This window comes from Campylobacter parajejuni (assembly GCF_046764905.1).
In the GTDB taxonomy this organism is placed as follows: Bacteria; Campylobacterota; Campylobacteria; order Campylobacterales; family Campylobacteraceae; genus Campylobacter_D.
Map to the genome: position 1 here is coordinate 264,512 of NZ_JBKORB010000002.1, position 19,982 is coordinate 284,493.

Sequence of the window (19,982 nt, forward strand, 5' to 3'; positions counted from 1 at the left end):
TTAGCTCCATTTTTTCTCTATTTTTTTTGAATATAAGGTAATAGGATAACAGAGTATAAAAAAGATGAAAAAAATCAAACCATAGATAATAAAGGGCGCAAAATCATTTTTATTATTAAACTCTATAATCTGCTGCCCTACTTTTACCAGCTCAATTGCTCCTATTAAATAAGCAAAGGTAGTGCTTTTTATCATGCGTGTTAGCAAATTCATACTCATAGGCGTAAGCCTTCTTAAGGCTTGGGGTATGATGATATAAACAAAGCTTTGTAAAGTGCTTAAGCCCAAAGATGCCGCACTTTCGTATTGGTGTTTGGGTATGCTTTGTAAAGAAACGCGAACCAAATCCATCATCTCAAAGCTACCCCAAATACTAAAAACAATAATAGCCGCACTCACAGAACTCAAATCCCACCCAAACCATCTAGGAAAACCAAAATACACCACAAAAAGCCAAACTAAAAGGGGCATTACTCGCACAAATTCCAAGCCAAAACGACAAAAAGTATAAATATAAGAATTTTTAAAACTCATTAAAATTCCTAAAAATAACCCAGCTATTGAAGTGATAACAATGCTCACAAAGGAAATTTCAAGAGTGATAAAAAACCCCTGATAGAGCCTTAAAAGCGTATCTGTATTTAAAAGTTCAAACATGAAGTAACCTTTTTTCAAACCTTGACAAAACAAAAGACAAAGGCAAAATAATACACAAATACCCCATAAATAGCAAAAATAATAACTCATCTGTTTTATAAGTCAAAGAATTGAGGCTCTTCATTAAATTAACCAAATCAGGCAAGGCAATAATGCTAACAACTGAAGTTTCTTTAATTAAAAATATAATATTTGCACTAATACTTGGCATAGAAATGGCTAAGGCTTGAGGTAAAATCACATAACGCAAATTGCTAAATTTTGAAAAACCTAAGGCTAAACCTGCTTCAAACTGCTGTTTTCTTATCGCTTCAAAACCCGCTCTTAAACTCTCTGCCATATAAGAACCGCCCAAAAAACTAAGCCCCACCACAGCACAAGCAAAAGAAGGTCTTAAGGTTTCTTCTACGCTAAGACAAATAAAATTAAGCGGTGGAATTTGCTCTAAGTGTATGTTGAATTTTGGCAAAGCATAGTATAGGAAAAAAAGCTGGATAAGCAAGGGAGTATTGCGTGAAAATTCTATATAAAGTTTGCAGAAATTTTTTATAATTTTTATTTTAAAATAGCTTATCAAAACACAAAACAAGCCTATAATGAAAGAAAAAATAATTCCAAAAAAACTCAATTTCATCGTAAGCCAAGCAGCCACCAAAAAAGCTGGAACTTGAGCTAAAATAAAATCAAAATCCATTGCTTACCTTAAAATTTACCAAAGTTCTTTCACAATCGCATTTTTGTCTAAAATTTCAATTCTACCTTTTTTTGTATCAATTAATTCTAAAATTTTAAGCTCTTTCAATATCCTTGATAAAGACTGCACTCTTACGTCTAAGTCTGTTGCGATTTGTTTTTGTGAAATTGTATCTAATTTTTTCTCATTTTCCAAAAGATATCTTAATAATCTTGTTCTTAAATCCAGAGTGTTTTGTGATAATTTCTTCTCCAAAATTCTAATTTTATCAAAGAGCGAACTGATAAGCAAAAAATTAAATTCCTTATTTTCACTGCATAAATTTTGAAAACGAACAAAATCAAGTTCTAAAATTTCACTATCTTCTTCAAAAACCGCATTAGCTGGATAATTGATTTGCTTAAAAGCAGGCATTTCTGCTATAAAATTTGGAGAATTAAAATAATGCAAAGTAATTTCCCTATCACTTGCTGTGCTTTTATAAATGCGTATTTTTCCCTTGAGTAAAATGAAAAATTTTTTAGCTTCTTCGCCTTCATAAAACAAAATACTATTTTTTTGAAATTTTTTTAATTTTCCCACACTAGATAAAAGCTCTAAATAATCTTTCATTAGTTATATCTTCCATTTTTAACTTATGTTAAATTTCATTTATTCTATTTTTGCTATATTAACGCCATAAAATTAATACTTAAGAAAGGTTTATATGAAATTTGAAACAATCAACCAAGAAAGTATAGCAAAGCTTATGGAAATATTTTATGAAAAGGTTAGGAAAGATAAGGATTTGGGTCCCATTTTTAACAATGCTATTGGCACAAGCTACGAAGAATGGAAAGAGCATAAAGCAAAAATAGGAAATTTTTGGGCGGGTATGCTTTTAGGCGAAGGGGATTATAATGGTCAGCCTTTAAAAAAACATTTGGATTTACCTCCTTTTCCACAAGAATTTTTCGAAGTTTGGCTAGGACTTTTTGAAGAAAGTTTAGATAAAATTTATAATGAAGAAATGAAGGCAGTAATTTTACAACGCGCACAAATGATAGCTTCGCATTTTCAAAATATGCTTTATAAATACGGCGGACATTAATTTGGCAATTTTTTTGCCAAATCTCTTTTTACCTTTTCTAAAATTTCTTCATCCTTAGAAAAATCAAAAAATTTAAACTCATTTCCGTGCTGGATAAAACCATCAAGCAAATCCCCGCTTAATCGATTTTTAAGGTCAAGTTCTGCGATTTTAAACCCGTCTAAAGTATTTGCAAATTCTTTTAGCCTATTTGGAATTTCTTTAAGTTTTGTATAAAGATAGCAAGTGCTTTTAAGCCCCACACGACCCACACGACCGCGAAGCTGGTGCAAGGTAGCAAGCCCTAAACGCTCTGCTCCTACAATCACTATCATACTAAGTCTTGGCAAAGAAATACCCACTTCTACAACCGTGGTGCTTAGTAAAATATTGCCTTCATCTCTAAAGCGTTTTAAAATTTCATCTTTTTGCTTATCTTTTCCGTGAGTTACAAAAACTTTTTCATAATGAGTTTCCCAATACTCTCTTGCCTGTTCTAAGGAAAGATAAGGAAGGGTGTCGCTTGCATTGACTAAGGGATAAATAATAATGATTTGATGATTTTTAGCTAGTTCTTCTTTAATCTTCTCACTCAGCCTAGCAAAACCCTCATTTTGTATGCAATAAGTCCTAATGTCCTTTTTAAAAGGCATTTCTTTGATAAAAGAAAAATTTAAAAGCTCTGATTGTATCATACTTAGGGTTCTTGGAATGGGCGTAGCGGAAAATTGTATAAAATGGGGTGCTAAGTCTTTTTTATTTAAGGTATAAATTTTCTCCCGCTGTGCCGAGCCAAAGCGGTGTTGTTCGTCTATCATCACAAGCACGGCATTATGGTGTTTTAAGTGGATTAAAGCGTGAGTGCCTATGATAAGATTTGCCTTTTGGATATTTTGCTCTAAATCTTTTTCTTTTTTACCCCCTTTGATAAATAAAATATCCATAAAAGCAGGTAAAAATTTTTTAGCTTCTTCATAAATTTGCCTTGCCAAAATACTAGTAGGAGCCATCAAAAGAGCTTGTTTGGGATAAACCATCAAAGCAGCCCCAAGCAAAACTAAAGTTTTCCCACAGCCCACATCGCCCATAATCACGCGTCTTTTAGCCTCGCTTGAGTGCAAATCCTGCTCTATGTCTTTTAAGGCATTAAGCTGGTCTTTTGTGAGCGAAAAGGGTAAATTTTTAAGCCAAGATGCTATGTTAAACACTTCTATATTATGGGCTTTAAAATGTGTTTTTTTACTCTGTAAGCGTTTTAAAAAATTATACATTTCTATATATTTTAAATCTTTACTAAAATTTTGCAAATTTTCAAATATAAAAAAACTTTTTTCATCATAAGCGTGTAAATTTAAAAGAAAATGTATATATTTATCTTCTATACCGCTTTCTTTTAAATTCTCATAATTAAGATATTGCCGTATAAAAGCAGCAATCTTTGTATCTTTTAAGCCTAAAATTTGATACTTAGGACTAAAACCCTCAAAAGAATTTAAAATTTTAGGATTGCTAAAGTGCCAAAACTCCTTAAAATGCGTAAGTTTGGCACTAAAAATAAGCTCTTTTCCAACCTTGCATACCCCAAAATGCCAAGCTCTAGGATGAAAAAAAACAAAGGAAATATTTTCATTCCATTCCTTACAAAAACCCAAACCAAAAAGCTGATTGTTTCTTGAATTGACACTTTTTATAGTGATTTTTTGAGTGCAAATTTCATTTTCTTTAGGATTTTTACTTGGATTTAAATTCTCAATTTTTTTAGGCAAAAGAAGGGCTAAATCAATAGCACTTCTAATCTTTAATTTTTTAAAAAATTCAAAATCACTTTCTTTAATCTTCATTTTGAATACTGGCAAAACTTATGTTTAAAAGCTCTTGATGTTTTTTGATATAGGCATTAAGCTCTTCAAGTGTAACACTTTGTATTTGTTTTAATTCTTCTTTATAATGTCCCAAATTTAGACCTTGATAAAATTCACTAAAAGCCATAGATAAACGCTTGCTTAAGCTTTCATAACGCAAAGGTGTTGAACCGATGAGAAAATTTTTAGCCTGATTAAGCTCATTTTGCGTCATACCCTTTTTTATAAAATTTTCAAAGACTTCACAGACAATTTTTTTTGCTTCTTTAGCGCTTTCGTTTTTAGTTTGTAAATATCCAAAAACACGGCAAAAGGACATATTCATATCAAGCATAGCATAAGCTGAATATGCAAGTCCTCTTTTGACACGAATTTCTTCCATAATCCTTGAACCAAAACCACCCTGTCCTAAAACAAACAAAGCTATCTTTGCTAAATGCAAATCTTTATCTTTAAAATTAGCAAAAAAAGGCGTGGCAAAATAAATATAAGCCTGTTTGCTCTCTGGACGCACTAGGATTTTATCCTTAGTTTTTTCACTCAGCTTATAATTTTTCCCAACACTTTTCTCGCCCAAAGCAAGTTTTGATAAAAATTTCAAAAGGCGTTCTTTTATTTGCTCTTCTTTTATATCCCCGCCTAAAACCACGGCAAGATTATTAAGATGTATGAATTTTTGATAAAAATTTTGCAAATGCTTTAAGGATATAGCCTTGATGCTTTTTTCATCTCCATCATTTGGACTTTGAAATTCTTTGCATTCAAAAATTTGAGCATTGAGTAAATTTTTTGCCAAATAATCAAAATCACTATTTTTACTCGCAAGTTCGCCTAAGGCATTGATTTTTAATTTTTCTAAAATCTTCTCTTCTATTCTTGGTTTTAAAAGCAATTTTTCTAAGCTATTTAAAGCAAAATCCAAATTTTCTTTTAAACAAGAAAGATTAAGCTCTAAATTTTCAAAACCACTACTTGCTTCCAAACTAATTGCCCTAAATTCCAAAGCTTTAAAAAATTTATCATCCACGCCCTCATTTAAAATGCGTGAAAACATCTTAGCCAAACCTGCTATTTCATCATAACTTCTAGCACAATTTCTAAAAACAAGTTTTAAAATAACAATGGGAAAATCTGAATTTTCTTCAAAAATAAAAGGGATTTTCACACCCTTGCTCTCTAAATACTGCATTAAAACCTTTCTAAAATTTCATAAGCGGTATTGCGTTTGGCAGGATTTTCGCCCAAACTTCTAATGAGTCTTATCATCTCATCTTGATTCATTTTATAACTTGCTCCTGCAGCACTTACAACATTTTCTTCCATCATCGTTGAGCCTAAATCATTAGCCCCAAATTTCAAAGCAAGTTGCCCTATGAGTGAGCCTTGAGTAACCCAAGAGCTTTGTAAATTTTGAAAATTGTCTAAATAAAGCCTTGCCAAAGCAAGCAATCTTAAATATTTATTAGAACTTTGTTTCATAATTTCAGGGTGTTTTTGGATTAAGGCTGTATTTTGACTTTGAAAACTCCACAAAATAAAAGCCCTAAAACCACCCGTTTCATCTTGTAGTTTTCTTAAATGCTCAAAATGCTCTATGATTTCTTCATCATTTTCAACCGTTCCAAACATCATAGTAGCTGTGCTTTTCATACCGATTTTATGAGCTTGTTTATGCACTTCAAGCCAAGTGGCTGTATCGCATTTATGAGGAGCGATTATATCCCTGACCCTATCACTTAGCACTTCAGCACCTGCACCCGGTATAGAAAATAAACCCTTAGCCTGAAGTCTTTGTAAAACTTCGCTAATAGAAATTTTAGACGCCTTTGCGATATAAGCAATTTCAACCGCAGAAAAACCATGCACCGTTATCTTAGGATAATGCTCTTTTATCCAAGAGATTAATTCTTCATACCACTGAATTTTCAATTTTGGATGCACCCCGCCTTGAAAAAGAATTTGCGTACCACCTATGGCTTCAAGCTCTTCTATTTTTTTACCAATTTCTTCAAAGCTTAAAATATAAGCATCATCTTCTTTATGATGGCGATAAAAAGCACAAAAAGAACAATCAATACAACAAACATTCGTATAATTAATATTTCTATCCACAACAAAAGTTGTAATCTTTTTGGGGTGTAATTCTAATTTTCTTTGATAAGCTCTTTCTCCAAGCTCACTCAAACTCGCATTATGAAGTAAATTTAGAGCTTCTTTTTTATCCAATCTTTTCAAAATTTTTCCTTGTTTTTTTGCGTAAAATTATAGCATTTAAAATATAAATTATGTTATAGTTTCGCTTATGAATTTCGTGGATTTATTGAAAAATAATAAAAATATTAGAATACTCGCTTGCGTTCAATTTATAGTTTATTTTGGAGCGTGGTTTTCACAAACGGGGGTTTTTACCCTTCTAGTTGAGCTTAACGCACCTACTTGGGCAACGGCTACAAGTGCTATGCTTGCTTTTTTACCCGGGGTTTTACTCGCTCCCATTAATGGCGTCATAGTAGAAAAAAACAAGCCCAAAAAACTTTTGCTCTCTATGATTAGCGTAGAGCTTATTTCTATTTTTTGCCTTATTTTTGTTACAAGCCTTAGTATGCTGTGGCTTTTATTTATTTTAATCTTTACTAGATTATGTGTAGCTTCGATTTATTTTCAAGCTGAAATGAGCTTACTAGCTAAAATTTTAACCCCGCAAGAGCTTAAACTTGCCAATGAAATGCATAGTGTAATTTGGGCAATTTCTTACACTGCGGGAATGGCGAGTGCGGGAATTTTTATTTATTTTTTAGGCGTGAAAACGGCTTTTTTATTTGACTGTGTGCTTATCCTTATAGGTATTTCTTTTTTAGTTAAACTTAGCATTCCTGATTTTACGCAAAAAACGAATGAGCGTTTTTATCTTATGATAAAAGAAGGTTTTTTTTATGTTTTAAACCATAAAATCATCTTTCATCTTATCCTGCTTCACGCCTTTATAGGGCTAACGGCTTATGAGAGCTTAGTTACGCTTTTAGCCCAGCACGAATATAAAGAACTTTTATCGGCTTCTTTGGTTATTGGATTTTTAAACGCTGTGCGTGCTTGTTCTTTGACCTTAGGACCCATCATTTTAAGTAAGTGGGTTAATGATAAAAATTTGTTTTATATGTATCTTGGTCAAGGTTTTGGCATTATATTTTGGGCTTTAACGCAGTTTAATTTTTACCTTTCTTTTTTAGGACTGCTTTGTGCAGGGTTTTGCACTTCTAGTCTTTGGGCTTATACTTATACTATGATACAAAAAAACGCAGCCAAAGAATACCACGGCAGGGTCATTGCCTATACGGATATGGTTTATCTTAGTTTTAGTGCTATGATTTCAATGCTTATGGGATTTTTGTTTGAAATAGGCTTTAGCTTAGGGCTTATCACGGCTTTATTGGGTATGATTTTTATCTTTGGGGCTTTTTATTGGAAGTGGTTTTATCAAAAATATTTGTGAAAAATCACAAATATTTTAAATTTTAAATAAATCTTGAAGATTTTTCATCGCTTCTTCGTGACTTAAATTTGCTTGTGAAGAGCCAAGTTCATTAAGCTCTATTTCATAAGCACTCAACATAGAAGCAAGGCGAATATTGATACCATTTTTACCTATGGCTTTGCTTTTTTGCTCGCTGTTTAAGCTCACAATGGCTTTTTTATCTTCAATTTTCACCGAATTTACAATAGCAGGAGCCAAGGCACGCGAGATTAAAATTTCGCTTTCATTTGTGAATTCTATACAATCGATATTTTCATTATGAAGCTCTTTGCTCACAGCATTTATCCTTACACCTTTAACACCCACCGCTGCACCCACAGGGTCAATATTGGCACTATTGGCTTGAAGTATGATTTTAGCTCTTTCACCGGGAATTCTCGCACATCCTACAATGCTAACATAGCCATCCTTGATTTCAGGCACCTCAGCTTCAAGTAAGCATTCTAAAAATTTAGGACTCGTGCGGCTTAGTTCGATTTTAATACCCTTATCCATATAAACACGGCGAATCACGGCTTTTACCACATCGCCTATTTTAAATTTTTCACCCTTAATGCGATTTTTTCTTGGCAAAAAAGCCCTTAGCTCATCGATTTCTATGTAAGTATTTTCTTCATTATCCACTCTTACAACACTTCCAAAAACCATTTGCCCCACTTTATTTTTATATTTTTCAAAAATAGTTTGCTCTAATAATTTTTGTATATGATACTCAAGTTCTTTGTGCAAGGTATTTACCGCAGTTCTTCCTAAATTTTCTAAGGAACACTCATAGGTTAATTCATCACCTATTTCAACATCAGGTGCCTCTGCTCTTGCCTTGCTTAAGGCGATAAAACTTTCGCTTTTATCTTGCAAACTCTCATCATTGTCTGCTACAATGGTAATTTTTTGATAAAGATTTAAATTTTTAGGATCTACAAAAAATTCATATTCTTGACCATAAATTCTTTTTGCGGTATTGATTAAAGCAATGCTTACCTTTTCTTTTACACTCTGGGGGTCCAAATTTTTTTCATTAGCAATGCTTTCTATGATGTCTGCCATTTTTTCCATATTTTTATAAAACCTTTTTTGTGGGAAATTTAAATAAAGTAGGTCAAAATTATATCCTTAATAAGTTTAATTAAAAGTAAAATTTGCTAGAATTGCGGATTAAAATGAAAATTCTTAAGGATTTAGCTATGGAATTAAAATTAGCAAGAACTTTAATCAACGAAAAACCCAAAAATATAAGTTTAGAGAAAATCGAAGAAGCCGTGCAAAAAGATGGGCAAAAGTTTTTTTATTTTGACAAAGACAATACACACAAGCAACTCATCGCCCTTGTGAATCATTTTGAAAAAAAGGGCATAAGTATCTATCATAGAACCATAAAATACGGGCTTGATGATAATGATTTTATGTATGAGGTGCATATTCTTTGAGTGCTAAAAAATTATTTATCCAGACCTTAGGGTGTGCGATGAATGTGAGAGATTCAGAGCATATGATAGCCGAACTGACACAAAAAGAAAATTACACCCTAACAGAGGACATTAAAGAAGCTGACCTTATACTCATCAATACCTGTTCAGTGCGTGAAAAGCCCGTGCATAAGCTTTTTTCTGAAGTGGGTGGTTTTGAAAAAGTTAAAAAAGAAGGAGCTAAAATAGGAGTTTGTGGCTGCACAGCTTCACATTTAGGAAAGGAAATTTTTAAACGCGCTCCTTATGTGGATTTTGTTTTAGGAGCAAGAAATATTTCTAAAATCACTCAAGCTGTCAAAACTCCAAAATTTATGAGTGTAGATTTAGGCTATGATGAGAGTGAATTTGCCTTTGCGGATTTTAGAAATAGTGTTTATAAATCCTATATCAACATCTCCATAGGTTGCGATAAACACTGCACTTACTGCATAGTCCCTCATACAAGAGGGGATGAAATTTCCATACCTTTTGACCTTATCTACAAAGAAGCACAAAAAGCCACTCAAAAAGGTGCTAAAGAAATTTTCTTGCTGGGACAAAATGTTAATAATTATGGCAAAAGATTTAGAAATGAACATAAAAAAATGGACTTTTCGGACCTTTTAGAAGAACTTAGCGGTATAGAAGGTTTAGAACGCATTCGTTTTACAAGTCCGCATCCTTTGCATATGGATGATAAATTTTTAAAAGTTTTTGCCAACAATCCAAAAATTTGCAAAGCTATGCATATGCCTTTACAAAGCGGTTCAAGCGAAATTCTAAAGGCTATGAAACGCGGTTATAGCAAAGAATGGTATTTAAATAGGGCTTTAAAACTTAGAGAGCTTTGTAAGGAAGTTAGTATTTCCACTGATATTATCGTGGCTTTTCCGGGGGAGAGTGAAAAGGATTTTGAAGAAACGATGGAAGTTTTAGAAAAAGTGCGTTTTGAGCAAATTTTTTCTTTTAAATATTCTAAACGCCCCTTGACAAAAGCCGCTTTAATGCCTAATCAAATCGATGAAGAAACAGCTGCGAAAAGACTTAGCACTCTACAAAATCGCCATAGTGAAATTTTAGATGAGATTGTAAAAAAACAAGAAAATAAAAGCTTTAAGGTTTTATTTGAAGAATTAAGAGCAAACAATAGCGTTGCTGGAAGAACGGATAATAATTTTTTAGTGCAGGTTGAAGGCAGTGAAGAGCTTTTAGGGCAATTTAAAGAAGTAAAAATCACTAATGCAAAGCGTATGGTTTTATATGGGGAAATCATTTAAAATTTATTGTATAACTTATATGGTTTTTATTTTACAATGGCTGATTTTTCTAAGTTGTAAAAAAAAATACAAAGGGGAAAAAATCGACCATAAACCCTATGTGATACTTTTTTGGCACGGCAAATTGGCACTTATGCCTTTTGCCTTTAAGCATTATAGACAAAAGGACAAAAAAGCCTATGTGATGATTTCGCACCATAAAGATGGAGAGCAAATCGCTAAAATCATTAAACTTTTTAGCTTAAATACGGTGCGTGGAAGCACTTCAAAAGGTGCTAGTGCCGCACTTAGAGCTGCTTTTAAAGTTTTAGAGCAAAATGACGATATAATCCTTACACCCGATGGACCAAGGGGACCTTATCATAGTATTTCAGATGGCTCCATCGTTTTAGCCCAAAAAAAGGGACTAAAGATAAGAATTTTAAACTATGAAGCAAGTCGTTTTTGGGAATTTAAAAGTTGGGATAAGATGATTTTGCCAAAGCCTTTTAGCAAAATTACTTATAGTCTAAGCGAACCTTTGGATATTTTATCTTTAGACAAAGAAAAAGCCAAAGAATTTCTAATAGAACAATTTAACAAAATTAGCTTGGCTGATTCAATTTAAGGAATAAAATGTTATTTTTACTTAAAAAAATACTTCCGCAACTTTTCATTAGCATTATTTTAGAAGAGAAAAAAAATACTTTAAAAGCTTCTATTTACAGGGGAAATAAACTCATTAGTAGCAATGAAAAAACTTTCGATAAAAGTGAAAATTTACTCGAATATGTGAAAAATTTAAGCAGACCTTTCTTATTTTATCATACCGCTTTATTTTTAAACGCCAACGAGCAAGGATTAATACCTAGCACAAATACCCAAGACAATACAAAAAAAATGAGTGTAAAGCACCTTTTGCTTAACAATGCTCTTATTTACACAGCCACAGAACATATAGAGTATTACAGCGAACTTTTTGAAACTTATAAGGGGCTTGATTTCTTGTATTCTCCTTTTGCTCTTCTTTATTACAAGATACAAGAAGAAAAGCAAAGTGATGATAAAATTTTACTTTATGGATTAAAACAAGAGCAGATTTTGGTGATTATCATCGCTAGGGGTCGTGATATTTTGTATGGGGATTTTAAAATATTTGAACAAGAATTAAGCTTAGAATTTGAACCTGAAGAAAATGAAAAAATCCAAGACAATCAAAATGATACCGAAGTTAGCTTAGATAATTTCAATGAAGTTTTAGATGATAAATTTAACCAACTTGACCAAGAAAACAATGATGAAAATTTGGCTAATGATGATAATTTTAATCTTGATGAACTGGGTCAATTTAGTAATGATATGGAGCTTTGCCGTTATATCATTGCTAATATTGAAAAATTTTATAATGATGATAAATATGCGGGAGTTTTTATTAACGATATTTTATTGTATAGCCAATCAGATATTAACAGGAGTGCTATTGATTTTTTGGAAAATGAGACTTTTTTAGAAATAAAAACTAAACAAATCAACATTCTTGAACTTATGATAGAATTAATGCGAAAGGAGCTTAAATGACTTACAGCTTCATACAACCAAGAAAAAAGCCCGTCATTACTCTATTTGATAAAATTTGGCTGGGACTTTTTGGCTTTAGTGTGATTTTTATTTTACTCATATATTTTGTCTATGCTATAAAAATAGCCTTGATTAATAGCTCTATTGACAACGAAAAACAAGAAATCATAACACTACAAAATCAAACGGGAGAAAATGATAAACTTTATGAAATTTTATTTGACCAAAGCCAAATAGCCAAAAATTTCAACACCCAAAATCAAATCATCAAAGAAAGTTTAAAAAATTTATTTGACATCATTGTAAAAACAGATAGCATCACCCTTGAAAGCTTAGAGCAAGAAGATTATTCTTTAAAGCTCATTGGGGTTACGCCTACAAGAGAAATGTTTGCCTTGCTTTTGGAAACTCCTTTAAAAAGCATTTTTGATGAGAGCAACACAAGTTATTACCGTCTTAATAATGGTTGGTATCGTTTTGTGAGTATAAGTAAGCAAATTCCGGGGGTTATAGATGAAAGATAAAAGCCTTGAAGAAACCGACTTACTAAAGCTTCTCATTTGTGCTTTAAGTTTTATCAGTGTTTGCACGGCTTTGATTTTATTTTTGCTTTTGCCAACATTAAAAAATTACAAACAAGCCAATCTTAGAGAAAATTCTCAACTAGCTGTATTAAAAAGCACTCAGGCTAAATTCAACTTAAGCGAAGATAAAATATCAACTCTAAGAAGTGAAAACAACAAAAGCTTAGAGCAATTTGAGCAGGGTTTTAATACAAAAAATTTGGAGTTTTTTTTACAAAAATATTTTCAAAATGTTAAAATCAAAGAAATCAAACCCGAAAAACAAGAAAAATATCTAAAAAACCAAGTTCTTATTCAAGCGACAATGAATAACCCTAGACGATTTTATGATTTTATCGATGCTTTAAAAAACTACGATAATCTCATCAAACTCGCTTATCCGCTCAAGCTCAAAGCAGGAAATAAGGACATTCAAATCAGCCTTACTCTTAAAATTTATGGAATTTAAAAATAGCTTGACAAAACTACCTTTTTTTGTCATTGCGAGAGTAGTCTTAAGCTAAGTCCGTCATTGCGAGAAGTCAAGGGCTTTGTGGCAAACTCTGTGTTTGTCATTGCGAAACTCGTTAGAGTTGAAGCAATCCCTTTAATTTTAAGAGCAGACGCAAAGGCCAATGGATTGCCACGAAGCTTGACAGCTTCTCGCAATGATAATTTTTTCAAGTCTTGTAATGACAAATAAAACAAAAATTCTCACACTCTTATATCCACGCTTTTATTTTGTAAATTCTTTTTTAAAAAGAAGTTATTAAAGTTTTCTGTGTCTTCATCACTTATTTTTATACCCAAAAGAAGTTCTAATTCTTTAGCTTTATTAAAGCTATTTTCTAAAAGCTTTTTTAGGAATTCGCTGCTTATATTGCTATCTTTATAAGTTTCTTTATTTTTGCTTTCGCCTTGAATGGCTTTAAAGGGTTTTTTATTTTCTTTAACTTTAAGATTTTCTTTTGCAATTTGCTCTAAGCTTTTATCACTTGAGCTTAAATTTGTGCTTAAATCTAACCATTTTTGTTTAAATTCTTCTATATCCAAATTACTACTAAATAAATCAAGTGCTTGCATAAGTTTTTCCATTGAACCATTGACGATAAAAGAATTATTGCTTATGAAGTCGTTTAAGGCTTGAATTTGGTTCTTATCCATATTTTTATCAATCCCATTAACTTACCGCCTATATTGCTTTCTCCATCAATGACAAAACCACCACCGAATTGATTAAATATTGTATTTGCGAAATTCATAAAAGTTTTATCTTCTAATTTCAAGTCTTTTAAACTGATGATTATTTTGTTTGCTTTGTAAGAATTTCTTTCGCTTAAGAAGTTATTTTCTAAATCTTGTTCGTTACTGTAAATTTTTGAAATTACAAAACTATTTTTATCCATTTCAAAACCTAAAGGAAGTTCATTTTTAGACAATTGCATTAAATTAGAAAATATTTCATAGGCATTTGCTAGTGTTTTGATAGAATTAATAGTATCAAAATTCTTATTTTGCGAAAGATTTTTGATAAATTCTTGCATTTGTGTTGCACTAATCTTATAATCCTTTGGCAAGCCCACTGCTTCATTAAAATCACTTGTGAAAAAGCCATCTTTATCTACTGAGTAGCCTAAGATTTTATCTACTGCCCCAGTTTTATCATTGAGTGAATTTAAAAGCTTGTTTGATGAATTTATTAAGCTCTCTTGGGATAATTCTTTTATAAAATTTTTAGAACTAGGTTTTGATAAATTACTTTCTTTATGGTTTAAATTTTTATTTTGAAGGTTTAAATTAAAATGATTAGAATTTAAGCTATTTATCATTGATATTTCCTTTTTCGCTTCTAGTTTTAAATTGGTATAAATTAAAATTTATTTTATATTCTTTTGGTTCAAATTTATAAGGTATGAGTGGATAAGATAAACTAGGGTACTCTCAATACTTAGGTCTAAGCCCAAAGGGCTTAGTCTTTCATGAGTTTTACTTCCTCTCCTTTTAAAATTTGATTCATAGTATTCATCGCACACATTTTTCCACACATAGAGCAGGAATTTAAGTCTTCAGGACGGCGTTCGTTAAACATCTTTTTCGCCTTTTCCCCGTCAATTGCCAGTTTAAACATACTCTCCCAGTCAATATCCTGTCTAGCCTTACTCATCGCATCATCCCTTGCTCTTTCTTTTGGCAATTTAGCAATATCTCCTGCGTGAGCGGCGATTTTAGTCGCTACTATACCATCTCTAACATCTTGCAAATTCGGCAGTCTCAAATGCTCGGCCGGGGTTACATAACACAAAATATCAGCCCCCGCAGCAGCAGCCACAGCCCCACCAATAGCCCCGCTAATATGGTCATACCCCGCTCCTATATCCGTTACCAAAGGACCTAACACATAAAAAGGCGCTCCTTTGCAAATGCGTTTTTCTATTTGCATATTGGCTTCAATCTCATTAATAGCCATATGACCCGGACCCTCTATCATCACTTGCACGCCTACATCCCACGCCCTTTGAGTGAGTAAAGAAAGCTCGATTAGCTCAGCAATTTGTGCCGCATCACTAGCATCGTGGGTGCAGCCCGGACGCAAAGCATCACCTAAAGAAAGGGTTACATCGTATTTAAGACAAATTTCAAGCAAATCATCATAATACTCATAAAAAGGATTCTCAGCCTCCTTCATCGCCATCCATGCAAAAAGCACCGAACCACCCCTTGAGACTATGTTTGTAATGCGTTTAGTCTGTTTAAAAACCCTAGCCGCACGGGAATTTATCCCTGCATGTATGGTCATAAAATCCACCCCACTTTTAGCGTGATGATAAACCACATCTAAAAAATCCTTAGCACTGATTTGCTTTAAATCCTTTTCTAAAAAGCCCACCGCATCATAAACTGGAACCGTGCCTATCATAGCCTTTGATTTTGCTATAAGCTCATCTCTAAAGCGACTGGTTTTGCCATAATTGCTTAAATCCATAATGGCTTCAATGCCAAATTTATGTGCCAAATCTACCTTTTGCATTTCTTCAGTATAATCGACACAATCATTAGAAACGCCTAAATTCACATTAACCTTAGTGCGAAGTCCCAGTCCTATGCCGTTTGGCTCAAGGGCTGTGTGATTGATATTAGCAGGAATGATAATCTTTCCACAAGCAATATTTTCAAGTAGAAAATCCTCACTAACTTGCTCTTTTTGGGCTACAACTTGCATTTGCGGGGTAAAAACGCCTTCTTTGGCGTAATTCATTTGAGTTTTCATTTTTATCCTTTAAAAAAATTTGGATAAATGAAGGGCAAAGTAGAAAAAGTAAATCTTCCCAACGCTAGCATTATCTAGTTCTGGTTCGGTCTAAGCTTTTAGCTTACTCTCAGCCTGTTCCACAAGCTCCCGTCATTTATGAAAAATATTATAAAATTTTTATCCTTAATGCTTTATTTTTGCACGCGAGGTTTTGGTAAAGTGGATTAGCTCTTCTGTGGTTTTGATGTGAAAGGGAAGTTTGCCAAGGCAGTATTTAAAAATTTCAGCTGCTGCTAAAGCATCATCTAATGCCCTATGGTGCGTATTTTCTATACCTAAAAATTCTTTTAAAACATCAAGTTTATATCTTGGGCTTTCTATGCAACATTGTGCAAATTCTATAGTGCAAATACGGCGGTTAAGCAAAATTCCAAAGCCACAATCGCTTAAAGCCTTTGAAATAAAGCTATAATCAAAACGCACATTATGGGCTATAAAAATACTATCTTTTAAAAAAAGTCTAAAATCATTTAAAACCTTTTTTAAGCTAGGGGCGTTTTTAACCATTTCACAAGTAATTCCCGTAAGCTCTGTGATGTTTTGTGGAATTTCTTTTACCTTAATAAAGCTTTGAAAACGCCCTAGTTCTTTGGAATTTTGAATTTTTACCGCCCCTATTTCTAAAATTTCGCCACTATTAATTCCGCCCGTGCTTTCAATATCGACTATGCAAAAAATCTCTTCTTTGATTTTTTTGGTGCGTGTGTTAAGGGTAAAAATATTGTCTTTATTTAAAGTTAAGCCCAAACCCAAAAGCTCAAAAGTCTCTAAATCTAAGTCAAAATTTCTTAATTCTTCAAGCTTAGAAAATTCTCTAATCACCCATTCATAAGGCTTACTTTGCTTATTTAAAACTGAAATAATTTTATCAATTTGCTGCAAACTCAAAATTCAAGCTTTAAAGATGAAATCGCACTCTTATAGTCGTTTGAAGAAAAAATATAACTGCCTGCTACCAAAATATCAGCTCCTGCTAGCTCTAAATCACTTGCATTGAGACCATTAACCCCGCCATCGACCTCTATAAAAATTTTAGCGTTTTTTTCATCAATCATTTGGCGTAATTCTTTGATTTTTTCATAGACTAAGGGCAAAAACTTTTGTCCTCCAAAGCCCGGATTTACACTCATTAAAAGCACCATATCTACAAATTCCATCAAATGCTTAAGCGCACTAAGAGAGGTGTGAGGATTTAAAACAATAGCAGGATGGATATTATGACTTCTAATATACTCACAAAGCCTTATAGGATGGGCATCTGCTTCTATATGAAAAGAAATAAACTTAGGCTTTAAAGGGATAAATAAATCCACGAAATTACTCACATTTTCAACCATCAAATGCACATCTAAAGGCAATTTACTAATGCTTGAAATTTTTTCTATCACACAGGGTCCAAAGCTTAAATTCGGCACAAAATGCCCATCCATCACATCAATATGCAATAAATCAGCCCCCGCATCTTCAACAGCTCTAATTTCTTCTTCTAATCTTAAAAAATTTGCAGCTAATAAACTGGGCGCTATATACATCAAACTAACCTTAAAGGAAAAATTAAAGAAAATATTCTACCCACTTATAGATTAAAAAAACTATAAATTATGGAATATTTTAAGCTTAAATTTGATAGAATCTCCCTTTAAAATTTTCATAAGGATAAAAAATGGCAAGAGTATGTCAAATCACAGGCAAAGGACCGATGGTGGGTAATAATGTCAGCCACGCTAACAATAAAACAAAAAGACGCTTTTTACCTAATCTTAGAACAGTTCGCATCACTTTAGAAGATGGCACTACAAGAAAAATGAGAATTGCCGCTTCTACTTTAAGAACTCTTAAAAAACAAAATGCTAAATGATTTTGAGGATTTATTCCTCGAAATTGAAATACTTTTTAATCTCAATTAATCTCAAATTTAACACCCATAAATCTTAAAGATATATTTAAAAATTATTGGGAATTTTTATTATTTTTTAAGCCAAAAATGCCCTTTAATAGTGTAAAATACCCTTGTTTAATAAATTTTAAATTTCTAAAATGCTAAAGGAGAGTTAATGCTACATGAATACAGAGAGTTGATGTCTGAACTTAAAGGCAAAGATGCACATTTTGATAAGTTATTTGAGCAACACAATGAACTAGACGATAGAATTAAAGATGCAGAAGAAGGCAGGAGTATGCTAAGCGGTATGGAAATTTCTAATCTAAAAAAAGAAAAACTCCGCGTAAAAGACGAACTCAATCAATATCTAGCAAATTACAAAAAATAAGGCGATACAATGTTTGGAAATAAAATAAACCATTCTGATCTTCAAAGACTTGAAGAAGAAAACCAAAGTCTTACACGTCAAATTGAAAAATTCCGCTCAGAAAATTTGGAATTAAAAAATAAAATTTCATCACTAGAACAAGCAGCTTTAGAATCTAAACTTAAAACTGACCTTTTAAATGTTTTACTGACAGGGGTTTTGAAAAATATTACCATCGTTCAAGGAGATATGCTAGAAAATGTCAATAAGGCGGAAATCATCTCTAATTACTCCAAAACTTCTCTTGCAGAAATGGACGAACTTAATCATATTGCCAATTCCATCAATGCTTCTCTAGGAAACATTACAGAATCCGCGAATAAAACAAGAGATGTTGCAGGAACTCTGCACAGAAGCGTAGATGAAATCACCAATGTCATCAATCTCATCAAAGATGTATCTGACCAGACTAATCTTCTAGCTCTTAATGCTGCCATTGAAGCCGCTAGAGCAGGAGAGCACGGACGTGGTTTTGCTGTTGTTGCAGATGAAGTTAGGAAACTAGCGGAGAAAACGCAAAAAGCTACCACTGAAGTGGAGATGAATATCAATCTTCTTAAGCAAAATGCTAATGAAATGTATACTCAAAGTGAGCAAGTAGAAAAAATTTCTATAGATTCTAATGCTCACATTATGAGTTTTTCTGAGAAATTTACCCATTTAGTCGGCGAAGCACATTCTACAAATTCCAATGCAGTAGGCATAGCAAGCGAAGCCTTTGTATCCTTAGCAAAGCTAGACCACATCGCTTTTAAACTCAACGGCTACAAAGAAATTTTTGCAAAATCAGGCAAACAACTTGCCGACCATACCAGCTGCCGTTTGGGAAAATGGCTTGCTAGCACAGGAAAAGAAAGATTTGGCACTAGTAGAAGTTTCCTAAAAATCAACGAACCACACGAAAAAGTCCATGAAAATATGAATATAGCTATAACAATAGCAAATGCAGAAGATATCAGCAAAGATATTACCCAACATAGCATTATCAATAAATGTGAAGTTGCCGAAAACGCTTCACTAGACCTTTTCAATGTGTTTAAAGAAATGCTTGATGAGTCTAATCATAAAAATTCAGATTAAGGCTCTAAAGCTTTAATCTGAAAAGATAATTTTTATTTGCTCCATTTTTCTCTTAAAAACCACAAATAAGCATAATCAAGCAAAGGAGTTCTCATCTCATCTTTAGTTTTTTTCTCAAATTCGCTTACCCTAATAAAAACGGCTTCGATTTGCTCACCATCTACACCGCCGCCCCCAGAAACTCTATCTTCTTCTTCAACCTCTGCAAAATAAAAACTTTGTTTGCTAACACCTGAGCCAAAACCTGTATAAAAATCCCCTATTTTTTCTAAGATTTTAGGTAAAAATCCCAACTCTTCCACGCATTCTTCTTTGGCAATTTCTTCTAAGGATAAATCTTTATCCACAAGACCCGAACAAAGCTCTAGAGTATAGCCCATATTTTCATCTTTTTTGTAATTTATATCGCGTCTTTGATGATACCAAAGTGGGATACGAAACTGACGCACCAAGATAAAACTCTCTAATTGCTTGTGATATAAAAGCACTGAGACGCTGTCTTTTGCTTCGATAAAATCCCAAGTGCAAATTTTGCCCCCACTTTCATAGCTAAATCTTTTAGGTTTTATATAAGCAGATTCTCTAAATTCAAGCTCTTTTAAATTCTTAAATGCCATTTTTGCT

General features: G+C 32.8%; 21 protein-coding genes, 2 pseudogenes and 1 riboswitch. Of the genes and pseudogenes, 11 read left to right on the forward strand and 12 right to left on the reverse strand.

Annotated features, from left to right (window positions below):
• From ACLL8X_RS03035 to nssR, 3 genes are read right to left on the reverse strand one after another with little or no spacing between them, the layout of a single operon-like run.
• The gene (locus tag ACLL8X_RS03035; protein WP_411989471.1) at positions 1 to 657 is read right to left on the reverse strand and encodes an amino acid ABC transporter permease; all 657 of its coding nucleotides are present in this window, start codon (positions 655 to 657) and stop codon (positions 1 to 3) included.
• Positions 650 to 1,351, reverse strand: coding sequence for an amino acid ABC transporter permease (locus ACLL8X_RS03040; protein ID WP_411989472.1), 702 nt, complete (start codon positions 1,349 to 1,351; stop codon positions 650 to 652). Before ACLL8X_RS03040 ends, ACLL8X_RS03035 begins: the two co-directional genes overlap by 8 nt.
• Positions 1,352 to 1,366: 15 nt before the next feature.
• Entirely contained in the window at positions 1,367 to 1,963 is a 597-nt protein-coding gene (nssR, locus tag ACLL8X_RS03045; protein WP_411989473.1) for a nitrosative stress-sensitive transcriptional regulator NssR, read from the reverse strand.
• A gap of 94 nt (positions 1,964 to 2,057) precedes the next feature.
• Between nssR and ctb the strand changes: the two genes are divergently transcribed.
• The gene (ctb, locus tag ACLL8X_RS03050) at positions 2,058 to 2,441 is read left to right on the forward strand and encodes a truncated hemoglobin Ctb (protein ID WP_411989474.1); all 384 of its coding nucleotides are present in this window, start codon (positions 2,058 to 2,060) and stop codon (positions 2,439 to 2,441) included.
• Here the strand turns inward: ctb and recG are convergent.
• From recG to ACLL8X_RS03065, 3 genes are read right to left on the reverse strand one after another with little or no spacing between them, the layout of a single operon-like run.
• A complete protein-coding gene (gene recG, locus ACLL8X_RS03055; RefSeq protein ID WP_411989475.1) occupies positions 2,438 to 4,261 on the reverse strand; it encodes an ATP-dependent DNA helicase RecG in 1,824 nt (607 codons plus the stop codon). The genes ctb and recG overlap by 4 nt on opposite strands.
• A complete protein-coding gene (locus ACLL8X_RS03060) occupies positions 4,251 to 5,471 on the reverse strand; it encodes a M16 family metallopeptidase (protein WP_411989476.1) in 1,221 nt (406 codons plus the stop codon). The genes recG and ACLL8X_RS03060 overlap by 11 nt, the downstream gene beginning before the upstream one ends.
• Positions 5,471 to 6,517: a dehypoxanthine futalosine cyclase gene (locus ACLL8X_RS03065; protein ID WP_411989477.1), complete on the reverse strand. Its 1,047-nt coding sequence runs from the start codon at positions 6,515 to 6,517 to the stop codon at positions 5,471 to 5,473. The genes ACLL8X_RS03060 and ACLL8X_RS03065 overlap by 1 nt, the downstream gene beginning before the upstream one ends.
• Positions 6,518 to 6,584: 67 nt before the next feature.
• Between ACLL8X_RS03065 and ACLL8X_RS03070 the strand changes: the two genes are divergently transcribed.
• Entirely contained in the window at positions 6,585 to 7,772 is a 1,188-nt protein-coding gene (locus ACLL8X_RS03070; RefSeq protein ID WP_411989478.1) for an MFS transporter, read from the forward strand.
• 15 nt (positions 7,773 to 7,787) lie between these two features.
• Here ACLL8X_RS03070 and nusA read toward each other — a convergent pair whose 3' ends face one another.
• Complete coding sequence (nusA, locus tag ACLL8X_RS03075; protein ID WP_411989479.1) at positions 7,788 to 8,870, reverse strand: transcription termination factor NusA; 1,083 nt, start codon at positions 8,868 to 8,870, stop codon at positions 7,788 to 7,790.
• A gap of 128 nt (positions 8,871 to 8,998) precedes the next feature.
• On the opposite strand from nusA, the gene ACLL8X_RS03080 reads away from it, so the two are divergent.
• From ACLL8X_RS03080 to ACLL8X_RS03105, 6 genes and pseudogenes are all read left to right on the forward strand, one after another.
• Entirely contained in the window at positions 8,999 to 9,241 is a 243-nt protein-coding gene (locus ACLL8X_RS03080; protein ID WP_411989480.1) for an HP0268 family nuclease, read from the forward strand.
• Positions 9,238 to 10,539, forward strand: coding sequence for a tRNA (N6-isopentenyl adenosine(37)-C2)-methylthiotransferase MiaB (miaB, locus tag ACLL8X_RS03085; protein ID WP_411989481.1), 1,302 nt, complete (start codon positions 9,238 to 9,240; stop codon positions 10,537 to 10,539). Before ACLL8X_RS03080 ends, miaB begins: the two co-directional genes overlap by 4 nt.
• A pseudogene (locus ACLL8X_RS03090) lies at positions 10,523 to 11,153 on the forward strand (lysophospholipid acyltransferase family protein). The gene miaB and the pseudogene ACLL8X_RS03090 overlap by 17 nt, the downstream one beginning before the upstream one ends.
• A gap of 1 nt (position 11,154) precedes the next feature.
• On the forward strand, positions 11,155 to 12,096 hold the full coding sequence (locus tag ACLL8X_RS03095; protein WP_411989482.1) for a clan AA aspartic protease: 942 nt from the start codon (positions 11,155 to 11,157) through the stop codon (positions 12,094 to 12,096).
• Positions 12,093 to 12,620 carry a hypothetical protein gene (locus ACLL8X_RS03100; protein ID WP_411989483.1) on the forward strand — a complete coding sequence of 176 codons (528 nt, stop codon included), beginning with the start codon at positions 12,093 to 12,095 and terminating at the stop codon, positions 12,618 to 12,620. Before ACLL8X_RS03095 ends, ACLL8X_RS03100 begins: the two co-directional genes overlap by 4 nt.
• Positions 12,610 to 13,128: a hypothetical protein gene (locus ACLL8X_RS03105; protein ID WP_411989484.1), complete on the forward strand. Its 519-nt coding sequence runs from the start codon at positions 12,610 to 12,612 to the stop codon at positions 13,126 to 13,128. Before ACLL8X_RS03100 ends, ACLL8X_RS03105 begins: the two co-directional genes overlap by 11 nt.
• 245 nt (positions 13,129 to 13,373) lie before the next feature.
• Here the strand turns inward: ACLL8X_RS03105 and ACLL8X_RS09340 are convergent.
• The 4 genes and pseudogenes from ACLL8X_RS09340 to rpe all read right to left on the reverse strand — a co-directional run bounded on the left by ACLL8X_RS09340 (position 13,374) and on the right by rpe (position 17,501).
• Positions 13,374 to 14,488: pseudogene (locus tag ACLL8X_RS09340) on the reverse strand (Cj0814 family flagellar-dependent secreted protein).
• Between the two features lie 140 nt (positions 14,489 to 14,628).
• Entirely contained in the window at positions 14,629 to 15,927 is a 1,299-nt protein-coding gene (thiC, locus tag ACLL8X_RS03120; RefSeq protein ID WP_411989487.1) for a phosphomethylpyrimidine synthase ThiC, read from the reverse strand.
• Positions 15,928 to 15,965: 38 nt separating this feature from the next.
• A riboswitch (TPP riboswitch) is annotated at positions 15,966 to 16,070 on the reverse strand.
• Between the two features lie 22 nt (positions 16,071 to 16,092).
• Complete coding sequence (locus ACLL8X_RS03125; protein ID WP_411989488.1) at positions 16,093 to 16,857, reverse strand: 3'-5' exonuclease; 765 nt, start codon at positions 16,855 to 16,857, stop codon at positions 16,093 to 16,095.
• Positions 16,854 to 17,501, reverse strand: coding sequence for a ribulose-phosphate 3-epimerase (gene rpe, locus ACLL8X_RS03130; RefSeq protein ID WP_411989489.1), 648 nt, complete (start codon positions 17,499 to 17,501; stop codon positions 16,854 to 16,856). Before rpe ends, ACLL8X_RS03125 begins: the two co-directional genes overlap by 4 nt.
• A gap of 131 nt (positions 17,502 to 17,632) precedes the next feature.
• Here rpe and rpmB point away from each other — a divergent pair, with 131 nt between their 5' ends.
• The 3 genes from rpmB to ACLL8X_RS03145 all read left to right on the forward strand — a co-directional run bounded on the left by rpmB (position 17,633) and on the right by ACLL8X_RS03145 (position 19,358).
• The gene (rpmB, locus tag ACLL8X_RS03135; RefSeq protein ID WP_411989490.1) at positions 17,633 to 17,827 is read left to right on the forward strand and encodes a 50S ribosomal protein L28; all 195 of its coding nucleotides are present in this window, start codon (positions 17,633 to 17,635) and stop codon (positions 17,825 to 17,827) included.
• A gap of 196 nt (positions 17,828 to 18,023) precedes the next feature.
• A complete protein-coding gene (locus tag ACLL8X_RS03140) occupies positions 18,024 to 18,239 on the forward strand; it encodes an HP1242/YdcH family protein (protein ID WP_411989491.1) in 216 nt (71 codons plus the stop codon).
• 9 nt (positions 18,240 to 18,248) lie between these two features.
• Positions 18,249 to 19,358 (forward strand): methyl-accepting chemotaxis protein, encoded by a 1,110-nt coding sequence (locus ACLL8X_RS03145; RefSeq protein ID WP_411989492.1) that lies wholly within the window; start codon positions 18,249 to 18,251, stop codon positions 19,356 to 19,358.
• 32 nt (positions 19,359 to 19,390) lie between these two features.
• Here ACLL8X_RS03145 and ACLL8X_RS03150 read toward each other — a convergent pair whose 3' ends face one another.
• Positions 19,391 to 19,975: an NUDIX domain-containing protein gene (locus tag ACLL8X_RS03150; protein ID WP_411989493.1), complete on the reverse strand. Its 585-nt coding sequence runs from the start codon at positions 19,973 to 19,975 to the stop codon at positions 19,391 to 19,393.
• Between the last annotated feature and the right edge of the window lie 7 nt (positions 19,976 to 19,982).